General features: G+C 63.7%; 19 protein-coding genes. 9 read left to right on the plus strand and 10 right to left on the minus strand.

What is annotated here, in order from left to right; all coding sequences use genetic code 11:
- Window position 1: 1 nt before the first annotated feature.
- The gene (locus ASF84_RS15785; RefSeq protein ID WP_056840164.1) at window positions 2-754 is read left to right on the plus strand and encodes a DUF72 domain-containing protein; all 753 of its coding nucleotides are present in this window, start codon (window positions 2-4) and stop codon (window positions 752-754) included.
- Complete coding sequence (locus ASF84_RS15790) at window positions 751-1,806, plus strand: M20/M25/M40 family metallo-hydrolase (protein ID WP_056839766.1); 1,056 nt, start codon at window positions 751-753, stop codon at window positions 1,804-1,806. Before ASF84_RS15785 ends, ASF84_RS15790 begins: the two co-directional genes overlap by 4 nt.
- Here ASF84_RS15790 and ASF84_RS15795 read toward each other — a convergent pair.
- Together ASF84_RS15795 and ASF84_RS15800 are read right to left on the minus strand one after the other, a co-directional pair.
- Window positions 1,800-2,960, minus strand: coding sequence for a Gfo/Idh/MocA family protein (locus tag ASF84_RS15795; RefSeq protein ID WP_056839767.1), 1,161 nt, complete (start codon window positions 2,958-2,960; stop codon window positions 1,800-1,802). The genes ASF84_RS15790 and ASF84_RS15795 overlap by 7 nt on opposite strands.
- A gap of 24 nt (window positions 2,961-2,984) precedes the next feature.
- Window positions 2,985-3,908, minus strand: coding sequence for a TIM barrel protein (locus ASF84_RS15800; protein WP_056839768.1), 924 nt, complete (start codon window positions 3,906-3,908; stop codon window positions 2,985-2,987).
- A gap of 136 nt (window positions 3,909-4,044) precedes the next feature.
- On the opposite strand from ASF84_RS15800, the gene ASF84_RS15805 reads away from it, so the two are divergent.
- Together ASF84_RS15805 and ASF84_RS15810 are read left to right on the plus strand one after the other, a co-directional pair.
- Window positions 4,045-5,097, plus strand: a complete 1,053-nt coding sequence (locus ASF84_RS15805; protein ID WP_156684256.1) for a LacI family DNA-binding transcriptional regulator — start codon at window positions 4,045-4,047, stop codon at window positions 5,095-5,097.
- A gap of 285 nt (window positions 5,098-5,382) precedes the next feature.
- Entirely contained in the window at window positions 5,383-7,008 is a 1,626-nt protein-coding gene (locus ASF84_RS15810) for an FMN-binding glutamate synthase family protein (RefSeq protein WP_056839769.1), read from the plus strand.
- Between the two features lie 97 nt (window positions 7,009-7,105).
- On the opposite strand, the gene ASF84_RS15815 is transcribed toward ASF84_RS15810, so the two are convergent.
- The 4 genes from ASF84_RS15815 to ASF84_RS15830 are packed head-to-tail and all read right to left on the minus strand — an operon-like array spanning window position 7,106 to window position 10,707.
- On the minus strand, window positions 7,106-7,948 hold the full coding sequence (locus ASF84_RS15815; protein ID WP_056839770.1) for a sugar phosphate isomerase/epimerase family protein: 843 nt from the start codon (window positions 7,946-7,948) through the stop codon (window positions 7,106-7,108).
- Window positions 7,941-9,191: an NAD(P)/FAD-dependent oxidoreductase gene (locus tag ASF84_RS15820; protein ID WP_056839771.1), complete on the minus strand. Its 1,251-nt coding sequence runs from the start codon at window positions 9,189-9,191 to the stop codon at window positions 7,941-7,943. Before ASF84_RS15820 ends, ASF84_RS15815 begins: the two co-directional genes overlap by 8 nt.
- Before the next feature lie 42 nt (window positions 9,192-9,233).
- Complete coding sequence (locus ASF84_RS15825; protein WP_236709432.1) at window positions 9,234-9,593, minus strand: MocE family 2Fe-2S type ferredoxin; 360 nt, start codon at window positions 9,591-9,593, stop codon at window positions 9,234-9,236.
- Between the two features lie 37 nt (window positions 9,594-9,630).
- Window positions 9,631-10,707, minus strand: a complete 1,077-nt coding sequence (locus tag ASF84_RS15830; RefSeq protein WP_056839772.1) for a fatty acid desaturase family protein — start codon at window positions 10,705-10,707, stop codon at window positions 9,631-9,633.
- Between the two features lie 693 nt (window positions 10,708-11,400).
- On the opposite strand from ASF84_RS15830, the gene ASF84_RS15835 reads away from it, so the two are divergent.
- From ASF84_RS15835 to ASF84_RS15845, 3 genes are all read left to right on the plus strand, one after another.
- On the plus strand, window positions 11,401-12,450 hold the full coding sequence (locus ASF84_RS15835; protein ID WP_056839773.1) for a LacI family DNA-binding transcriptional regulator: 1,050 nt from the start codon (window positions 11,401-11,403) through the stop codon (window positions 12,448-12,450).
- Between the two features lie 93 nt (window positions 12,451-12,543).
- The gene (locus ASF84_RS15840; protein ID WP_056839774.1) at window positions 12,544-13,401 is read left to right on the plus strand and encodes an SDR family oxidoreductase; all 858 of its coding nucleotides are present in this window, start codon (window positions 12,544-12,546) and stop codon (window positions 13,399-13,401) included.
- 85 nt (window positions 13,402-13,486) lie between these two features.
- A complete protein-coding gene (locus tag ASF84_RS15845) occupies window positions 13,487-14,917 on the plus strand; it encodes an NAD-dependent succinate-semialdehyde dehydrogenase (RefSeq protein ID WP_056839775.1) in 1,431 nt (476 codons plus the stop codon).
- Between the two features lie 350 nt (window positions 14,918-15,267).
- On the opposite strand, the gene pbpG is transcribed toward ASF84_RS15845, so the two are convergent.
- On the minus strand, window positions 15,268-16,206 hold the full coding sequence (gene pbpG / locus ASF84_RS15850; protein ID WP_056839776.1) for a D-alanyl-D-alanine endopeptidase: 939 nt from the start codon (window positions 16,204-16,206) through the stop codon (window positions 15,268-15,270).
- A gap of 268 nt (window positions 16,207-16,474) precedes the next feature.
- On the opposite strand from pbpG, the gene ASF84_RS15855 reads away from it, so the two are divergent.
- Entirely contained in the window at window positions 16,475-17,035 is a 561-nt protein-coding gene (locus ASF84_RS15855) for a hypothetical protein (RefSeq protein ID WP_056839777.1), read from the plus strand.
- A gap of 4 nt (window positions 17,036-17,039) precedes the next feature.
- On the opposite strand, the gene ASF84_RS15860 is transcribed toward ASF84_RS15855, so the two are convergent.
- Together ASF84_RS15860 and ASF84_RS15865 are read right to left on the minus strand one after the other, a co-directional pair.
- Window positions 17,040-17,222: a hypothetical protein gene (locus ASF84_RS15860; RefSeq protein ID WP_056840167.1), complete on the minus strand. Its 183-nt coding sequence runs from the start codon at window positions 17,220-17,222 to the stop codon at window positions 17,040-17,042.
- A gap of 188 nt (window positions 17,223-17,410) precedes the next feature.
- Window positions 17,411-17,791 (minus strand): hypothetical protein, encoded by a 381-nt coding sequence (locus ASF84_RS15865; protein WP_056839778.1) that lies wholly within the window; start codon window positions 17,789-17,791, stop codon window positions 17,411-17,413.
- A gap of 221 nt (window positions 17,792-18,012) precedes the next feature.
- Between ASF84_RS15865 and ASF84_RS15870 the strand changes: the two genes are divergently transcribed.
- The gene (locus ASF84_RS15870; RefSeq protein WP_056839779.1) at window positions 18,013-18,828 is read left to right on the plus strand and encodes a shikimate 5-dehydrogenase; all 816 of its coding nucleotides are present in this window, start codon (window positions 18,013-18,015) and stop codon (window positions 18,826-18,828) included.
- Window positions 18,829-18,830: 2 nt separating this feature from the next.
- On the opposite strand, the gene ASF84_RS15875 is transcribed toward ASF84_RS15870, so the two are convergent.
- On the minus strand, window positions 18,831-19,484 hold the full coding sequence (locus ASF84_RS15875) for a YceH family protein (RefSeq protein ID WP_056839780.1): 654 nt from the start codon (window positions 19,482-19,484) through the stop codon (window positions 18,831-18,833).
- Window positions 19,485-19,783 lie beyond the last annotated feature (299 nt).

Here is a 19,783-nt window from a genome sequence, read left to right on the forward strand (position 1 = left end):
GATTCCAGGCATCCGGCTGGGCTGCGCCGGGTGGGCGCTGAACCGCGAGCGACAGGCCGACTTTGCCAGCCAGGGCACCCACTTGCAGCGTTACGCGCGGGTGCTGAACGCGGTCGAGGTCAACAGCTCGTTCTACCGCGCTCATCAGGTCAAGACCTGGGCGCGCTGGGGGGAGGCGGTGGCCAGTGACTTTCGCTTTGCCGTCAAGGTGCCCCAGACCATCACTCATGAGCAGCGCCTGCGCGACTGTGAGGCCTTGCTCGATGCGTTTCTGGGGGAGTGCACAGCGCTGGGCAAGCGGCTGGGTTGCCTATTGATCCAGTTGCCGCCGTCGCTGGCCTATCAGCCCGTGCAGGTCGCCGTCTTTTTCGAAGCGCTGCGCCAGCGCTTTGACGGTCAGGTCGTCATCGAGCCGCGCCATGCCTCGTGGACGGGGGCGCAGGCGCAACTCATTCGCTACCGGGTGGCGCAGGTGGCGGCCGATCCTTCACGGTTCAGCACCGATGCGCAACCCTCAGGCTGGCCGGGCCTGCAGTACTGGCGCCTGCACGGCAGCCCCGACATCTATTACAGCGCCTACGATCACGAGCGATTGCAAGCCTTGGCCACCCGCCTGTTGCAGGCGGCAGCCGAAGGCATCGAAACCTGGTGCATTTTCGATAACACCGCCGCCGGCGCAGCGCTTGAGAACGCCTTGACGCTGCAACGCTTATTGATAAACGCGATACCCGTTGACCCCGAGGTGCCTGGATGAACGCAAACGAACTGCTTGAACGCCTGTTGTACGCCCGAGGACCGGGTGGTGAAGAGACCGAAGTACGTGACCTGTGTGAATCCGAGCTGCGCAAGCACTGTGACGAGACGTGGGTGGATGACGCCGGCAACCTGATCGGGCTGTTGCGCAGCAAGCATGAGGACGCAGGCGCGCAGGCCACGCTGCTGATGGCGCACCTCGATGAGATTGCCATGGCGGTCAAACGCATCGAAGAGGACGGCACGCTGCGGGTCGTCGCCCTTGGCGGCGCCAATCCGGTCAATTTTGGCATGTGCCCGGTGGACATCATGGGCGACCGTCAGGTGCTGCCCGGGGTGCTGTCGTTTGGCAGCATGCACCAGAGCGCCCAGTCGTCGCAGGGGGCGGATGTGAACCAGGGCAATGTGCACTGGGACGACGTGCACGTGGTCACCCGGCGCTCGCCGCAACAACTGGCCGAGGCGGGCGTACGCCCCGGCACACGCGTGGTGCTGAGCCAGCACTGGCGCCAGCCGTTCAGGCTGGTCGATTGCACGGCGGCGCACTTTCTCGATGACCGTGCGCCGGTGGTGGCAGTGCTCCAGGCCGCCGAGCAGCTGGCGCAGCGTCGCGAGCAGTTGCCCGGCCACCTGTACTTTGCCTTTACCAGCCAGGAAGAGGAGACCAACGCCGGCGCGTTGTTTGCCGCGCACCATCTACCCTGCCAAACAGCCATTGCCGTGGAGGTGGGGCCTGTAGCCGCTGAATACGGCACGCAACTCAGCGCTGCTCCGATCGTCGTGGCGGGTGACCAGAAAGGCCATTACACCCGCGCCGTCACCGATCGCCTGATCGAAGCCGCTCGGCAGGCCGGCCATCCTGCCCAGGTTGCCTTGCTGGTGGAGTTTGCCTCCGATGCCAGCGCCATCCTCGGCAGCGGTGCCATCGGCCGGGCCGGCTGCATTGCCATCCCGACCGAGAACACCCATGGTTTCGAAATCGTGCTGGACGAAGGCATCCAGGCCTGCGCCCGCACGCTGGTGTGTCTGCTGAGCGACAGACCGGATCAATAATCGACCCACACCCCGCCGTCATCGGCCGACTGCACGCAGCGCTCGACCCAACGCACGCCTTCGACCCCGGCCTCGATGTCGGGGTAACGCATGGGCGCCGGCTCACCCCGGTTGGCGGCGTCCATGGCCAGGGCGAAGCGGTAATAGAGGTTGGACCAGGCTTCGAACAACCCTTCGGGATGGCCGGCGCCGATGCGGTCGTCAAGCAGGGCATTGGCATGCAGGTAGCCCATGCCGCGCTCCAGCACTTGCGCCGGCTGCCCCTGCACCTCGAACGACAGCTGGTTAGGGCGCTCGTCCCACCACTGCAGGCTGGCCCGTGAGCCGATGACACGGATCAACTGGCCATGCATGGAGCCGGCATTCACCGCACTGGACCAGACCGTGCCCATTGCGCCGCCGGCGTACTGCATCAGCGTGTAGGCGTTGTCCTCCAGCGGCGCACGGCTCTTGACGAAGCTCTGGCGGGTGCACAGCAGCCGCTCGATCTTGAGGTCCGGCAGCATGACGTGCGACAGATACAAAGGGTGCGTGCCGACATCGCCCAGCACATAGCTGGGGCCCGCCACCTTGGGGTCGACCCGCCATTGTGCCGACGCACTCTGGCTGTCCGCCGCCTGGCTATGAAAGCCGTGGGCGAACTGCATGTGCACCATGCGAATCTCGCCCAGATCGCCTTGCGCAATCATTTCCCGCGCCTGCTCGATCAACGGGTGCCCGGCATAGCCGTAGGTCACGCCCACGACCCGCTGATGCCGGGTGGCCAGTTCGCGCAGCGCTTCAGCCTCGGCGACGGTAAAACACAGGGGTTTTTCGCAGACCACATGCAGCCCGGCCAGCAAGGCGGCACGGGTGATCTCGAAATGCGTGCCGTTGGGGGTGGCCACCGACACCGCCTCGATGCCGTCGGGCCTGTGTGCTTCGGCCTCGAACAGGCGGCGGTAGTCCGGGTAGCAGCGCTCGGGGTCGACGCCCAGTTGCACACCGAAATCGCGGCCGCGTTGCGGGTCGATGTCGAAGGCACCGGCCACCAGCGCAAAGGACTGGTCGCGCAGGGCGGCCGAGCGATGGATGTAGCCGATCTGGCTGTTCTGCCCGCCGCCGACCATGGCCCAGCGCAGCGGCCGGGCAATACGTTTGCTGCCATTGATCATCAAAGTATTCCTTGTGCGAAAGGGTCAGAAACCGGCTTCGGCCAGCCACTGGCGGCTGGCCGAGATGTCATGCAGGACGCGGGTGGCATTGCGCGGGTCGCGTTCCTGCTCGACGGTGATGCAGCCGGCGTAGCCCAGCGCGTCGAGCAGTGCGCGCAGCGCGGGGTAATCAATGCAACCCTGGCCGATCGGGCACATGACACCTTTGGCGCAAGCCTCGAAAAAGCGAATGCGCTCGCCCAGCACCTGCTCGAACACCGCCAGGTCGATGTCCTTGAAGTGGATGTAGTCCAGGCGATCGGCGTAGTGGCGCAGGGTCGCCACCGGATCCATGCCGGCGTAGTACAGATGCCCGGTGTCCAGGCACAGGCCGGCGATGTCGGCGGGAATGTCTTGCGCCAGTTGCGCCAGTTCATCGGCGAACTCGATGTGTCCGCCGGCGTGGGGGTGCACCACGGTGCGCACGCCGTATTCGCGCCAGGACAGTTCGGCGATGGCGCGGATGTGGCTGATCATGGTCTGCCAGTCGTGTGGCGCCAGACGCTTGGCCTGGGCCGAGTGGCCGGCGGCGTAATCGCGGGCTTCATGGCCCCAGTCGATCACCACCAGGTAAGGCGTGGCATAGCGCTGGCCGGACTCGGCCGCCCGCTGTGGCAACTGCTTGAGCAGGGCACAGATGTCATGAGTCTGTTGCAGCAGGCTGGCCAAGTTGGCCGGCGCCACCAGGTTATCGAAAATGGTCCCGGCCACCACATGCAAGCCATTCGCCTGCAATACAGTACCGACCTGTGCGGCGTCCAGCGGCAGGTAGCCATAAGGCCCCAGCTCAATGCCGCGATAGCCCGCCTGGGCCGCTTCGTCGAGCACCTGTTGCCAAGGTGGCAGGTGTGGATTCTTGGGGTCGTCGACGCCCCAGCAGCAGGGTGCGGTGCAGATGTGCAGCGTCATGAGAGGCTCCTTGATTGTTATTGTCGAGCGGTGTTCGTGGCACATGACAATCCTGCGACAGGGGCAGCAGGGTTGCTATAGTTGCCTGGCATTACCTGTCATAAGCTGTCAAACAGCCGTCAAGAGATGTCATTTCATGTCAGAGCCGCCTTTACCGGCCCGTCGTGCCACGCTGGAAGATGTCGCCAGGGCGGCCGGGGTCAGCGTGTCCACGGTCGACCGGGTCATGAGCCTGCGCGCCAATGTCCGCGCCGACACTGCCCAGCGCATTGCCGAGGCGGCTGCGCAACTGGGCTTTTACGGGCGTAATGTGATTGAGCAGCGCCTGTTGCAGCACCGGCCGGTGGTGCGCATCGGCCTGTTGCTGCAAAAGCGTGGGGTGGCGTTCTATCAGGGGCTGGCCAAGGCGCTGACCGATGCCGCTGCCGCCAGCGTGCGCGCCCAGGTGCGGGTGATGGTCGGCTACATTGACGATCTGGACCCGGCCGCCACGGCCGAGCGCATTCTGGCCCTGCAACATGAAATCGATGCCTTGGGCGTGGTCGCCGCCGACCACCCGGCTGTGGCGGCAGCGGTGGCACACCTGCGCGCCGCCGGCCTGCCGGTGATTGCCATGGTTTCGCAATTGAGCGCGGCGGCGGGCGCCGGGTATGTGGGGGTCGATAACCGGCGCATGGGTCGCACAGCCGCCTGGTTCATCACCCGTCTGGCCCGGCAGCCCGGCGCCGTGGCGGTGATGGTTGGCACCCAGCGTTTTCAATGCCAGGAGTTGTGCGAGTTGAGTTTTCGCTCGTGCATGACCGAGCAAGGTCCCGACTGGGAGCTGCTGGCCACGCGCCTGACCCTGGAAGACGCGGCCTTTGCCTATGCCGGCACGCTGGATTTACTGACCAGTGAGCCTGGCCTGGCCGGGCTGTACGTGGGCGGCGGCGGCATCGAGGGGGTGATCAAGGCCTTGCGCGAGTGCAAGGCCCGGCAGGCTGTACGGCCGGTGGTGGTTTGTCACGACCTGACCCCGCTTACCCGGGCGGCCCTGCGTGAAGGCGTGGTCGACGCCGTGCTGTCGCACCCGATCGAAGCGCTGGCACAGGCGACCATCAACCGTCTGGTGCAGGCCGCGATCAAGGTGCCTGATGAATCGGACAGCTGCCTGCTGCCGATCCAGATCGACGTGCCGGAAAGTGCCTGAGATAGGGGGCGGCACGCAATTATCGCAGGAGCGACCAACGGTCGCGAATGCAGGGTTCAGTTACCGACGATGTTGAATATGCCAGTTCTTTCGCGACCGCTGGTCGCTCCTACGGGGTTTGTGTCGTGCGCTGAGCAGGGGTTTGACACGCAATTAGTGTGGGAGCGACCAACGGTCGCGAATGCAGGCTGACATAAAACCTGTGGGCGTGAGCCTCGTGTACATGCAGACACCCTCCATTTGCAGGTATGTTGCCATGACCGTGCCATGCCATAAGGAAATTCCATGAGTCTGTCTTTGCTGAGCCGCTACGCCTTTTTCGTCGGTTGTGTGCTGTTCACGATAGCCACGTTGCCGTTCGTGCTGCATCACGAGTGGCTCTGGCCCTTCACCCTGGTCGTGGGCGCCTTGAGCCTGCTGGGGGTGTTCGACCTGTTGCAGTCGCGTCATGCGGTGCGCCGCAACTACCCGATCCTGGGCAATATCCGCTACCTGATCGAAGGCATTCGCCCGGAGATTCGCCAGTACCTGCTGGAAGCCGATTCCGAAGCGACGCCGTTTTCCCGCGCCCAGCGCGCGCTGGTGTACTCGCGGGCCAAGAGCGAAGCCTCGGACAAGCCGTTCGGCACCTTGATGAATGTCTATGAGACCGGCTACGAATTCATCAGCCATTCCATGCGCCCGGCGCCCTTGAACGACCCTGAACACTTCAGGGTCGACATCGGCGGACCGCAGTGCACCCAGCCGTACTCGGCGTCGGTGTTCAATATCTCGGCGATGAGCTTCGGCTCGCTCAGTGCCAATGCCATCCGGGCGCTGAACAAGGGCGCGAAAATGGGGCATTTTGCCCATGACACCGGGGAGGGCAGCATCAGCCCTTATCACCGCGAACACGGTGGCGACCTGACCTGGGAGCTGGGCAGCGGCTATTTTGGTTGTCGCACCGCCGATGGGCATTTCGACCCTGAAAAGTTCGCCCTGCAGGCCAGTGATCCGCAAGTGAAAATGATCGAGATCAAGCTGAGCCAGGGCGCCAAGCCCGGCCACGGCGGCATCCTGCCCAAGCACAAGGTCACCCAGGAAATCGCCAGCACCCGTGGCGTGCCGATGGGGGAAGACTGCATCTCGCCGTCGTGCCACAGCGCTTTCAATACCCCGCTGCAACTGATGCAGTTCGTGGCCCGCCTGCGTGAGCTGTCCGGCGGCAAGCCGGTGGGCTTCAAGCTGTGCCTGGGTCATCCATGGGAGTTCATGGGCATCGCCAAGGCAATGCTGGAGACGGGCATTCTGCCAGACTTTATCGTCATCGACGGTGCCGAAGGCGGGACAGGGGCGGCGCCGGTGGAGTTCACCGACCACCTGGGCGTGCCGATGCGCGAAGGCTTGCTGTTCGTGCATAACACCCTGGTGGGCATCAACCTGCGCGACAAGATCAAGCTGGGCGCCAGTGGCAAGGTGATCAGCGCCTTCGATATCGCCAGCCTGCTGGCCATTGGCGCCGACTGGGCCAACGCCGCGCGCGGCTTCATGTTTGCGATCGGCTGCATTCAGTCGCAGTCGTGCCACACCAACAAGTGCCCCACCGGCGTGGCCACGCAAGACCCGCTGCGCCAGCGCGCCCTGGTGGTCGAAGACAAGGCCACGCGGGTCTACAACTTTCATCGCAGTACCTTGAAAGCCCTGGCCGAGATGCTCGCCGCCGCCGGCCTGACCCACCCTTCGCAACTGACGGCACGCCACTTGGTGCGGCGCATGTCGGCCACCGAGGTCAAGCTGTTCTCACAGATGCATGTGTTTCTCAAGCCCGGCGAGTTGCTGGCCGATCAGGTCCGGGGCGAGTTCTACGAGCGCATGTGGCGGGCTGCCCGCGCCGACAGCTTCGATCCGATGCCGGGGGATGAGGCGGCGTAATCGGTAAGCAGCCTCTCAAGCACAAATTGACTGACTGATTTTATCGACGATCAAATTCACGACAAACAATGGCCTGCGCAGGTTTCGCTGGCGGGGGTCAGTTGGTAGCCGTTGTGCACTGCGCCCACACCTGGCGGATCCAGTCCTTGAGTTGCAAGGACTCATCCCAGCGGTCGGTCAGTTCCAGGCCGTCGGCATCGGTGATGGCATAGGGTGGCGGGCCGAGTTCGCAGGTGAACGACAGGCTGGTGCCGGCGCTGGCCGGCCTGGCCAGCCAGTCTTGGATACCGTGCTGCCACAAGTCGAGAAACATCTCGACGTAGGGTCGGTGCTGCGCAAACTGCAGCCCGACCTGCACCTGTTCGCAGCTGGCCACCCGACCATGAAAGCCCCAGCTGCGGGCCAGGATCGCGTGCAGTTGCTGCTGGTCGTCGGCCGCCAGTGGCACCGGAATCTCGCGCCCGGCCACATAGTGCGACAGGTCGGCCAGCAGCTTGAGGTCGGGCAGTTCGCGCAGCAGGTCGAGGGTGAAGGGCAGGTCGTTGGTGATCCGGTAGCGGTGGGTTTCCAGCAACACCGGAAAGTCCACCTGCTCGGCCAGGCGCAACCAGCTTTCAACCAGGCTCACCGCCTCGCCCAGCGTGTGCGCACGCACATCGGCCTGCAGGGTCAGGTGATGGCAACCGTGCGGGGCAATGACGTCCAGCGCCCGGGCCAGGTCGTCACGTGTGCGCGGAAACAGCTGTCCTTCAATCTGCAGGCCCAGCGCCTTGGCGGCCGCTGACAGGCGCTGGACAGGGGCGGGCATCCAGAAGTGATCGGTAAAGCCATCGAAGCCGGCGGCAGCAATGCGCTCCAGTTGTGCCTCGACCGGCAGTGCGTTCTGGCCACGATGATCCTGCATGGCCCACAAGGATTGGAATACCAGAAATTCACGCATGGGCTGTCCTGAGCAGGTGTTTGAGGGCGACGCCTGGGTCGGCCAGTGCCTCATGGTCTAGCGGCACGCGGGCGCTGATCAGCCGTTCGCAGAGCTTGATATCCTTGGCGATAGCGTTGCCGTTTGCCCAGCCACTGGCGCCTTGCAGGCATTGATCGGCATCCAGGTAGAACTGCAGAAAACCGCCAGCGGGCAGGTCGCGCTGGGCCGAGGGTGTGCCGGCGTGCGGGCTGCCGACGCTTTGCAGGCTCCAGTCGTACTGATCGGACCAGAAGTACGGCACGCCCCGGAACGGCTGGTCGGCCCCCAACATGTTCAACGCCGCATGACGGCCTTGGTCCTCGGCGTTGCGCCAGGTTTCCTGGCGCTGAAAGTCGCCCGCCGGGTGCAGGCGAAACTCGCAGGCATCCCCGGCCACGAACATGTCCGGGGCACTGGCGCGCAGGCATTCATCGACACGGATGCCCTGGCCCACGTCCAGGCCGGCCTCGCGTGCCAGTTCCACCGCCGGCTGGATGCCGATGCCCACCACCAGCACATCGCAGGGCAGCCATGTGCCGTCGGCCAGTTGCACCCGTTCGACCTGCTGTTGGCCCGAAACGTCCTGCAAACCGGTATCAAGATGCACCTCGACGCCATGCTCACGGTGCAGATACAGCAGCGCTGCGGACAGCCTGGGTGACACCACGCGCCCGGCCAGCCGTGGACCGGCTTCGAGCAGGGTCACCGTGCACCCGGCCTGACGGGCGCTGGCGGCCACCTCCAGACCGATAAAACCGCCGCCGACGATGACCACGCGGGCGCCCGGGAGCAATTGCTCGCGCAGGCGCTCGGCATCCTCATGGGTGCGCAGGTACAGCACGTTGGCAAAATGTGCCGGCACTTGCGCCAGGCGTCGCACCTGGCCGCCGGTGGCCAGCAGCAAGCGCTGGTAGTCGAGTACCCGGCCATCGGCCAGGTGCAGGCGATGCTGCGCCGGCGCCAGGCGCACCACACGCTGGCCGCTCAGGTGCTGGATACCCAGTTCGGTCAATTGCGCCGCCTGGCACAGGCTGAAATCCCCAAGCGTCACCTGGCCTTGCAGCAGGCCCTTGGACAATGGCGGGCGTTCATAGGGCAGGTGGGGTTCATCGCCAATCAGTATCAGCGGGCCGGTATAGCCTTCGGCGCGCAGGGTCAGCGCCGCCCGGCCACCGGCATGCCCGGCGCCGATGATGATCATGGGTGCAGTGTCAGAGATCATGGCAGTACTCTCGGATAGAGGGTTGTGCAGCAGCGGATGCTTTTACGCTTCTGTGGCCAGTTGCACGCGGCCTGCCTCGATGCGCACCGGGTAAGTCTTGAGGTTGACGCACACCGGCGCGCCCAGGGCCTTGCCGGTGCGGTAGTCGAAACGCCCGTTGTGCTTGGGGCATTCAATGACATGGTCCATCACCAGGCCGTCGGCCAGATGGATCGCCTCATGGCTGCACAGGCCGTCGGTGGCAAAGAACGCACTGTCGGCCGAGCGGTAGATGGCGTAGGTGCGCTGGGCGTGGTCGAAGCGCAGCACGTCTTCTTCATCGATGTCGTCCACGGCGCACACATCTATCCAGTCTGTTGCAGGGCAAAGGTCAATCAAGCGGGCATTCATCAGCTCGGTCATGGCGAGGGCTCTTGTTGTTGGAATCAAGGGACAGGCATCAGGCCTGGGCCACAGGCTGGCCGGCGTCGTCAGGCATGCAGGTACCGACCGGTGGTGGACGCCGCACGAAGTACGCCGGATCTTTGCGCTGTTTCCACAGCGTCGGCAGGATTTCCCGGTACGCCTGCAGCAGGCTGGGGTAAGGGGGCGGGCAGTCGTGTTTGATTGCTTCGTGCAGTTGCGGCAAGGCGTGGTAAGGCACCATGGGGAACATGTGGTGTTCCAGGTGGTAGTTCATGTTCAGGTACAAGAAGCGCAGCACAGGATTCATGCGGATGGTGCGGCAGTTGCTGCGATGATCGAGGGTGTCCTCGGCCAGCCCGACGTGCTGCGATACGCCGAACAGGTACGACAGCCATGCCCCATAGAGGGTCGGCAGGCCGATGAACATCAGTGGCAGCCAGGTGCCCAGGTACAGGGCCAGTGCCGTGGTGGCCGCCAGAATCGCCAGCCAGATCCGGGCGGTGAAATACACCTTGGGCAGCTCCGAAGCCGGAATGAAGTCCAGTTCCTGCGCTGTGGCCCGGCCGGCGGCATGGCGCAGCAGCGAGCGCAGGGTGCCGAGGGTCTGCGGGATGCCGATCAGGCTCAGGAGCATCTTGCCCAGGCGAGGTGGGCGTGGCTCGACGATTTCCGGATCGCGACCGACGACAATGGTGTCGGTATGATGCCGGGCATGGCTCCAGCGCCAGACATGGGGCTCGAACAGGGTCATGAAGCTGGCCACCTGATAGACCGCATCGTTCATCCAGCGGGTCTTGAACGCCGTGCCATGCCCGGTCTCGTGCCAGCGCGCATTGGAGGCGGTGCCGTACAGCAGGCCGTAGACAAAAAAGAACGGCACGCAGGCCCAGGTGCCCCAGAACCAGTAGCCGCCAAAGGCAGACAGCACCAGTGCCACCAGCCAGATGGCGGTGTCGCGCAGCGCCGGGCCGTCACTGCGTTGCATCAATTCCTTGAGGTGCTTGCGCGGGATGGGGGTCTGGTGCCAGGTGGCCGAGACCAGGCCTTTCTCGGCAGCCAGTGCCGCTTCAGGGCCGGTGAGGTCGTAATTGCGTGAAAGGGCTTCAGGCATTGTTCTTGTTCTCCGCAAACGATGGACACGCGATCAAGGGCGTCGCTTTACTGGAGAAAAGAGTAGGGCGCAGGTAGAAGGGGCTCAATGGCTTGAAGGGATTCTCTATCAAGCTATCATCGCTGCACCAAGGGCCATGATGGTTTTCTATCATCTGCTCAATAGGCCTGATGCCGATCAGTCAAGCCTTGATGCAGGCCTGCGGGAGGCAGCTTGCTGGCGATGACCGTGGGACAGGCACCGCAGGTGTATTGGTCTTGCGGGCCTCATCGCCGGCAAGCCGCCTCCCACCGGATTGATGTCGTCCAGGATTTCGTGCCTGACACCGGACTGTGGGAGGCGGCTTGCTGGCGATGGCTATGGGACAGGCGCAGCAGGTGTGTTGGTCTTGCTGGCCTCAGCGCCGGATCGCCGCCTGCAGCAGAGCAGCCTCCCGCAGGTTTGATATGGTCCTGAATTTCAGAACTGACACCGGACTGTGGGAGGCGGCTTGCCGGCGATGGCTATGGGACCGGCGCAGCAGATGTATGGGCCTTACTGGCCTCATCGCCTGGATTGATGTCGCCCAAGGTCTCGTGCCTGGCATCAGACTGTGGGAGGCAGCTCTGCTGGCGAATGCGGCGGTACAGGCGCAACAGAGGCGCCTGTTCTCAGTAAGCCTTATAAACCCAAGAACAAGGGATCGTCAGAACCGTGGACAAGAAAAGCAAACGCCCGACCATCGCTACAGTGGCCGCCCACGCCGGTCTGAGTGTCGCCACCGTCGACCGGGTGCTCAATGCACGGGCGCCGGTGAGCGAACACACCGCCGAGCAGGTATTCCAGGCCGCCGAGGCCGTGGGCTATTTTGCCGCGCGCCTGATTGGGCAGCGCATTCGCGAGCGTCGCCCGCATTATCGCTTCGGCATCCTGCTGCTGGGCACGGCGCAGGCCTTCTACGCCAACCTGGCGGCGGCCATCACCGACGCGGCCCGTGAACAAGGCCAGGCCAGCCTGAGCTGCCACTTCGATTACATCCACGACCGCACCCCGGCGGTGATCGCCGCGCAGATCGAACAGTTGGCCGTGCAGTACGACGGCGTGGCAGTAGTGACGTTTGCCCATCCGCTGATCAACCAGGCCATCGTTCAGGTGCGCGCCGCCGGCGTGCCGGTGGTGACCCTGCTCTCGGACATTCACCAGGAGCCGGAGGGACCCTATGTCGGGCTCGATAACCATGAAGTCGGCCGCACCATGGGCTGGCTGGTGCGGCACACCTGTGGCCATGCCCATGGCAGCGTCGGGGTGCTGCTGGGCGGGCATCGCTTTCTGGGGCATCAGGCCCGTATCGATGGGCTGCGCGACGACCTGGCCGCGCACGCCCCCGGGTTGCGCCTGCTTGAGGCCGTGATGAACATGGACAACAGCGACATCACCGAAGAGGCCACTCTGGAGCTGCTGGCACGGCACGATGACCTGCGCGGGCTGTGCGTGGTCGGCGGCGGTGGCGACGGCATTATCAAGGCCCTGGCGCAACTGCCACCGCAACCCGGACTGTGCAGCATCGTACTGGAGTCGACGCCGCTGTCACGCGAGGCGCTGGCCGACGGGCTGGTGCGGGTGGTGATCGATTCGCAACCGGCCTTGCTGGCCCGGGCCTTGATCAAGGTGCTGGTGCAGCTTCAGGACACCGACGTGTTTTGCCCGGACGCGCACTGCATCCGGGTGCCGCTGCAGATCGTCACGGCGCAAAACGCACGCTGACCATTCGTCAGGGTTGCACGAAATTGCGTTGAACAATGCGCCTGCGCACGAGGCCACAAAGAGGTCACGTCCTTACTACTCAGGAGAAATTCGATGACTGATTATCCTCGTCCGCCTTTCCCCAAGCAGAGCCAGCCGGTGCCTGGCAAGCAAGGCAAGATGGACCCGTACCCGGACTGCGGCGAAGAAAGCTACACCGGCTCCGGCCGCTTGCAGAACAAGATCGCGCTGATCACCGGCGCTGACAGCGGCATCGGTCGCGCCGTGGCCATTGCCTTTGCCCGCGAAGGCGCCGATGTGGCGATTGCCTACCTTGATGAGCATGAAGACGCTGAAGAAACCGCACGCTGGGTCAAGCAGGCCGGCCGCCAGTGCTTGCTGCTGCCCGGCGACCTGGCCAGCAAGGCCGTGTGCCAGGAAACCGTGCAGAAGACCGTCGATGAGTTCGGCCGCATCGATGTGCTGGTCAACAACGCCGCGTTCCAGATGACTCACGAGCGCTTCGAAGACATCCCTGATGAAGAATGGGTGCGCACCTTCGATATCAATATCACCGCGATCTTCCGCATCTGCCAGGCCGCCGTGCCGCACATGCCCAAGGGCGGGTCGATCATCAACACCAGTTCGGTCAACTCGGACATGCCCAAGCCGACCCTGCTGCCGTACGCCACCACCAAGGGCGCGATTGCCAACTTTACCGGCGGGCTGGCGCAGTTGCTGGGCGAGCGGGGCATTCGCGTCAACAGCGTCGCGCCCGGCCCGATCTGGACGCCGTTGATCGTGGCCACCATGCCCGAGGATGAAGTGTCCCAGTTCGGCAGCAACACCCCGCTGGGCCGTCCCGGCCAGCCGGTGGAAGTGGCACCGCTGTATGTGTTGCTGGCCAGTGACGAAGGCAGCTACCTGTCGGGCGAGCGCTTCGGCGTCACCGGGGGCAAGCCGATTCTTTAGTCGGGGTTGTGCACTGATCTGCTTGACGAGGGCCACTCAATAGTGGCCCTCTGTTTTACTGTCTGACTGCCACTGGAGATTTGCGATGTACCCTGACGTACAGCTTTATATCAACGGTCAATGGCGCGCCGCCCACGATGGTCGCACCCAGCCGGTCCTGGATCCGGGCACCGGCCAGATCATCGGTCAGGTGGCCCATGCCGACATCAGTGACCTGGATGACGCGCTGGCAGCCGCCGAGCATGGCTTTGCGACCTGGCGAGCGGTGTCGGCCTTCGAGCGCTACAAGATCATGCGCAAGGCGGCGGTGCTGGTGCGCGAGCGCGCCGATTCGATTGCCCGCATCATGACTCAGGAGCAGGGCAAGCCGGTGGCCGAGGCTCGCGCCGAGGCGCTGTCGGCCGCCGACATCATCGACTGGCTGGCCGAGGAAGCCCGGCGCAGCTATGGACGCCTGGTGCCGTCGCGTGGCGCCAATATTGAACAGAAGGTGATCAAGGAACCGGTGGGCCCGGTGGCGGCGTTCACGCCCTGGAACTTCCCCATCAACCAGGTGGTGCGCAAGCTGTCCTCGGCGCTGGCCGCCGGCTGCTCGATCATCATCAAGGCCCCGGAAGAAACCCCGGCGTCCCCGGCCGAACTGATCCGGGCCTTTCATGATGCCGGCGTACCAGCGGGTGTGATCGGCCTGGTGTATGGCGATCCGGCGCAGATTTCGGGTTACCTGATCCCGCACCCGGTGATCCGCAAGGTCACGTTCACCGGCTCCACCCCGGTCGGCAAGCAATTGGCAGCGCTGGCCGGCCAGCACATGAAGCGTGCCACCATGGAGCTGGGCGGCCATGCGCCGGCCCTGGTGTTCGAAGACGCCGACCTGAACCTGGCGGCACGCACCCTGGCCACCGCGAAGTTTCGCAACGCCGGGCAGGTGTGTGTCTCGCCTACGCGCATTCTGGTGCAGCGTTCGGTGTTGCAGGCCTTTACCGAGCAGTTCGTCGGGCTGACCCGCGAAATCAAGGTGGGGCATGGCCTGGAGGCCGACACCCAGATGGGGCCGCTGGCTAACGAACGCCGTGTGCCGGCCTTGCGTGACCTGGTCGAAGACGCCGTCAGTGCGGGTGCCAAGGTCGAGACCGGGGGCAACGCGGTCGCGGGCGAGGGCTGGTTCTTCGAGCCGACCGTGCTGAGCGGCCTGACGCCGGCCATGCGCATCATGAATGACGAGCCCTTTGGCCCGGTGGCCTTGCTGGTGCCGTTCGATACGCTGGAAGAGGCGATTGCCGAATCCAACCGCGTGCCGTTCGGGCTGGCGTCCTATGCCTTCACCACCTCGATGAAGACAGCCCAGGCCCTGAGCCATGGCATCGAAGCGGGTATGCTGTCGATCAACCATCAGGGCATCGGCCTGCCGGAAATACCGTTTGGCGGCATCAAGGACTCGGGCTATGGCTCCGAAGGCGGTATCGAAGCCATCGAGGCGTACCTCAATACCAAGCTGGTGACGCAGTTCAATTGATCGGCCTCATCATGCCGGTCAAGGCTGACGCGGTTTATTAGGGGAGGGGGCTCTGCTTCGGGCGGTGATCCGATGATGAGGCCAGCAAGGCCCATACGCCTGCTGCGCCTGTCCCATCGCCATCGCCGGCAAGCCGCCTCTCACAGTCCACAGTCTGGTGCCAGGTCTGAAACTCAGGGTCACATTAATTGAGTGTCAGACGCAAAAAGGTGAAAACTGGCTTAACTGATCGGCATCACGTCGCAGGAGCGGCTTAAGCCGCGAAGAAGGCTGCACATTCGTGCCCTCTTCGCAGTTAAAGCAGCTCCTGCAAGGTGAGATTGCGGCGGATCGCCAGGCTGCGTCTGCGGCTATTCCTTGGCCTGTTGCAGGCCGTTCTGGCGCAGGGCCAGGTTCTTGTCCTTCTTGTATTGCAGGGCCACTTCCGGCACCGGGCCACTCTGGCCGGTTTCCAGCCATTTGCGCAGGCGGCTGGCGTCGGCAAAGTGGGTCTGCTTGCCGAAGGCATCGAGGATCACCACCGACACCGGGCGCTTGGCCATATTGGTCAGCAGCACCAGGCAATGCCCGGCCTGGTTGGTGAAGCCGGTCTTGGTCAGGCGAATATCCCAGTTTTCACGGTGCACCAGATGGTCGGTGTTGCGAAAGCCCAGGGTGTAAGTGGGCTTGGTAAAGCGCACGGTCTTTTCTTCGGTGGCGCTCAGTTCGCTGAGCAGCGGGTATTTGCGCGCTTCAAGCAGCAGTTTGGTGAGGTCGCGTGCGGTCGAGACGTTGTAGACCGACAGGCCGGTAGGCTCGACATAGGCGGTGTGCTTCATGCCCAGTGCACGCGCCTTGGCATTCATCGCCAGGATGAACGCCGGATAACCCCCTGGATAGCTGTGGGCCAGGCTGGCGGCGGCGCGGTTCTCCGACGACATCAGGGTAATCAGCAGCATGTCGCGGCGACTGAGCTGGCTGCCGAGCTTGACCCGGGAAAACACGCCTTTCATTTCGGCCGTGTGGGAAATATCCACCGGTATGACTTCGTCCATCGATTGTCGGGCATCGATGACCACCATGGCGGTCATCAACTTGGTGACCGAGGCAATGGGCACAATCACATCCGGATTGTTGGAATAGAGCACTTTATTGCTTTGCAGGTCGACGACCATGGTACTGCCGGAGGCCAGGTGAAGATTGGCCGGGTCGCGTGCCAGGACGGCCGATTCATTGGCCAGGACCGGGTTGCCAAGCAGCGGGCCGGTGAGTGCAAGAAAAAGGCCCAGAAGCGTATGACGAATATTCAAGTAAGCTCACTCGATGAATGTGCGCAGGTGCACGGAAACAGAAAATAAAGTGGGCATTTTAGGAGGCGGTCTTACCGGCGTCGATGGGGGCGCACGGGCATTTCGTCCTTTAATCGAACAATAATGGCCTTATTCAGACACGGTTAAGTGGGCAGGCTGTTTTAACGCGCTGTTTTTCGATAGTCGTGGTATCGAATGCCGACAGCGATTAGCATCCCAGCCCTATCGGGTACCTCTAATGAATATCACTGTTGCAAGGAGTCAGGTAATGCCCAAGGGGTTGATCGGCAAGGATTATGCGATGCTGGTAATCGTGGCACTGGCCATTGTTGTCCTGATGCTGGGTGCGGGCTTTTTCATCAAGCCTGTGGACTGGGCGGGTTGGGTGCAGGCGATGGCCGTGACCGTGGGGCTGTTGCTGGCGGTGGCGGTACCGGCCATCCAGCGCCAGCAGGAAGCCCGTGAAGCCGCACGACTGCAGCGCATCCGTGATGTCGGTTATGCCCGGCGCATTCAGTACCTGTGCGGTGAGCTGAGCGAAATGCACGGACGGATCAGCCTGAACCTGCCGCACTTGCGTGCCAATGACCGGCACCGCTTGAAGTTCACCTTGCAGGATTACCTGCACCGGGTATTCGAGTCGCACAAGGAGGACTTGAACGATGACCGGATCGTGGTCGCCCATGAGTTGCGTCAGGTGGCCAATAATCTGATCGAGGAGCTCGACAGCGGCCGCACTGATCGCACCGAGTACATGGCACTGGAGCGGCGCCTGCAGAAACTGACCCAGCGCTGCCAGTTGATCGTGGTGATCGCCGAACGTTCCTGATGGCTCAGCTGTTGAGCCTGGGTGCCTCGAGTTGTTCGGAAATGGCCTGTGCCTGAGGGCGTGAGGTGAATGGCCCGCCAATCGGCTCGCCGTCGCGTATCAGGTACCAGCAGGCCAGCAGGCCTTGCGCTCTGAGCGCGCCGGGTACGGCACTGCCAACCACAGACATGATGTGTACTTCGTTCATGATGGCCTCCATCGATTCATGCTGGCCACTCTACTGAACACTGATGGCACCGAGAAATCAACCTTTTCGATAGTGGTCATTGATGGAGGCAGGGGTTTTGGCACCAGACTGTGCGTTGGTGCAAAAAATGGCCCCGCCGGTCGCGGCCAGGCCAAAAAAACCCCGCCGCACGGGCAGGGTCTTTTTGTTTACCAGCGGCGCGGATGGCCGTAGTACACCGGTTGTGGCGGTGGGCCATAGCGATGGTAGTAGCCAGGCGGCGGGCCGGGGTAGCGCTCGACCACTTCATAGGCCGGGCGGTAGTAGACCGGCGGTGGCGGCGGGGCGTAATACACGGTGCGCGGTTCCTGCACATAGACAGGCTGGCGCTCGATGTACACAGGCTCGCGCTCGACATACACCGTGCGGTCGCGGTCACGACCCGAAGACACGGCCGCTCCGACGACGGCGGCGCCCACGATGGCGCCTACGATCGCCGGGCCTCCCCAATTACGACCACCGGCACTGGCCTGGCCTGCCAGGGCCAGGGCGCCTATGAACAAGGCAATCTTGGGTAAATGACGAATCATGATGGTGTTCCTCGGCTTTCGACCCGTTATCGCGTGGCACCGGCTGCGGTGCGGCTACGGGGTTAATGCTAAGACAGCGGTTTTGATCAGATCTGCGAAGCGCGTGGGTAAAGTTTGTGTAAGGTAGGAGCCTTCGCGACATACCGTTTTCAGCTTCGTCTGATGGGTGCGAGTGTACGCTTGTCATACCGATTTTAGCCAATACCGTTCAGGAGATTTACATGCCCGTCACTGCCAGCAAGGACACGCTGTTGTGCATGTCGCTTGCCGCCCGTCCCGGCCACTTCGGGGTTCGCTTCCACAACCACCTGTACCGCGAGCTGGGCCTGGATTTCTATTACAAGGCATTTGCCCCCAACGACCTGGCTGGCGCGGTCACCGGCATGCGCGCCCTGGGCATACGCGGCTGTGGGGTTTCGATGCCATTCAAGGAAGCGTGCATCGCCCTGGTCGATGAGCTGGATGCCTCGGCAGCGGCCATCGACTCGATCAACACCATCGTCAACACGGGCGGTCATCTCAAGGCCTACAACACCGACTACATCGCCGTGGCGCAGTTGCTCGATGCCCACGCCGTGCCGCGCACGCCATTCGCCCTGCGCGGCAGTGGCGGCATGGCCAAGGCCGTGGCCTGTGCCATGCGCGATGCCGGCTTTACCGAGGGGTTGATCGTGGCCCGTAACGAAGCGGCCGGACGGCGCCTGGCCGACGCCTGCGGGTTGCGCTGGCAGCCTGAGCTGGGCGATGAGCGGCCGCCCTTGCTGGTCAATGTCACGCCGCTGGGCATGACCGGGCCGCAGGCTGATGAACTGGCCTTTGACCTGGCGGCCATCGAGGCTGCCCAGACCCTGTTCGATGTGGTGGCCACGCCGGCCGAGACCCCGTTGATCCAGGCCGGGCGCCGGCTCGGCAAACAGCTGATCAGCGGTGACCAGGTGGCCGCGATCCAGGCGCTGGAGCAGTTCGTGCTGTACACCGGCGTGCGCCCCACCGAGGAGCAGTACCAGCGTGCGGCGGCCTTTGCCCGGGCGGTTTGAGGTCAGCCCTCCAACTGCGCCAGTCGTTCTTCCAGGGCGGCAATGCGCGCCTCCAGCTCGTCCAGGCGCTCGGACGACGGCGGCGGCGCATGGCGCTCCGGGGCTTGCTGACGGTTGACCAGCAGGGCCTGCAGGTCCTGCTCGCTGCCCATTGCATGCATGTAGCGATCTTCGCGCTGGCCGCTCTGGCGTGGCAGCTGTGAAGCCAGGCCACGGGCGATCAGGCGGTCGAGCTGGTGCACGACCTGTTCGGCGTCTTCGAAGTCGTGCATGCGGTTGCTGCGGGTCAGCAGTTCGTTGACGGTCTGCGGGCCGCGCAGCAGCAACAGGCCGGTCAGGATCAGCTGCGCTGGCACCAGTTCAAGGTGCTTGTCGGCCCGGTGTTCCCAGCGATCGGCGCGACTGCCCATCACCAGGCGCGCCAGGCCGAGGTTTTCCAGGCTGCGCAGGCTCTGGCCGATCTGGCCCTGGGTCAGGTTCATGACCGGGTCGCGGCTGGTTTTCTGGTTGCAGGCCAGCATCAGCGCATTGAGGGTCAGCGGGTAGGTTTCCGGGTTGGTGGCCTTTTTCTCGATCAGGCAACCGAGCACCCGGACCTGGCTGCTGTCCAGTTGCAGGCCTTGAGAGGCTTGAGGGGTTTCGAGGGTATCGGACATGCTGTACTCCCTGAGCGATGGCAGGCCGCCAGCCTAGGGTCTGGCGCGGATTATTACCAGTGGGCAACGTATTGCCGGGCAAAAAGTCGCAACGAACGGCTCGCCCGGACGTCTATAATCGTGCGGCGCGTTCCAGCTGTATAAACCCCACCCTCGTGTCCTGTTCATTCTGTGCTTTATCGCCCATGCCGCGATAAGGCGCGTCGTTGTGGAATGTTGTCCATCGTTCTTTGTCAGCGGCCGGCATCATCGTGCTGGCGATCCTGCTGGCGCTGGGCATGATGAGGGTCAACGGGCCG

The organism is Pseudomonas sp. Leaf127 (assembly GCF_001423155.1).
GTDB classification, from domain to species: Bacteria; Pseudomonadota; Gammaproteobacteria; order Pseudomonadales; family Pseudomonadaceae; genus Aquipseudomonas; species Aquipseudomonas ovata.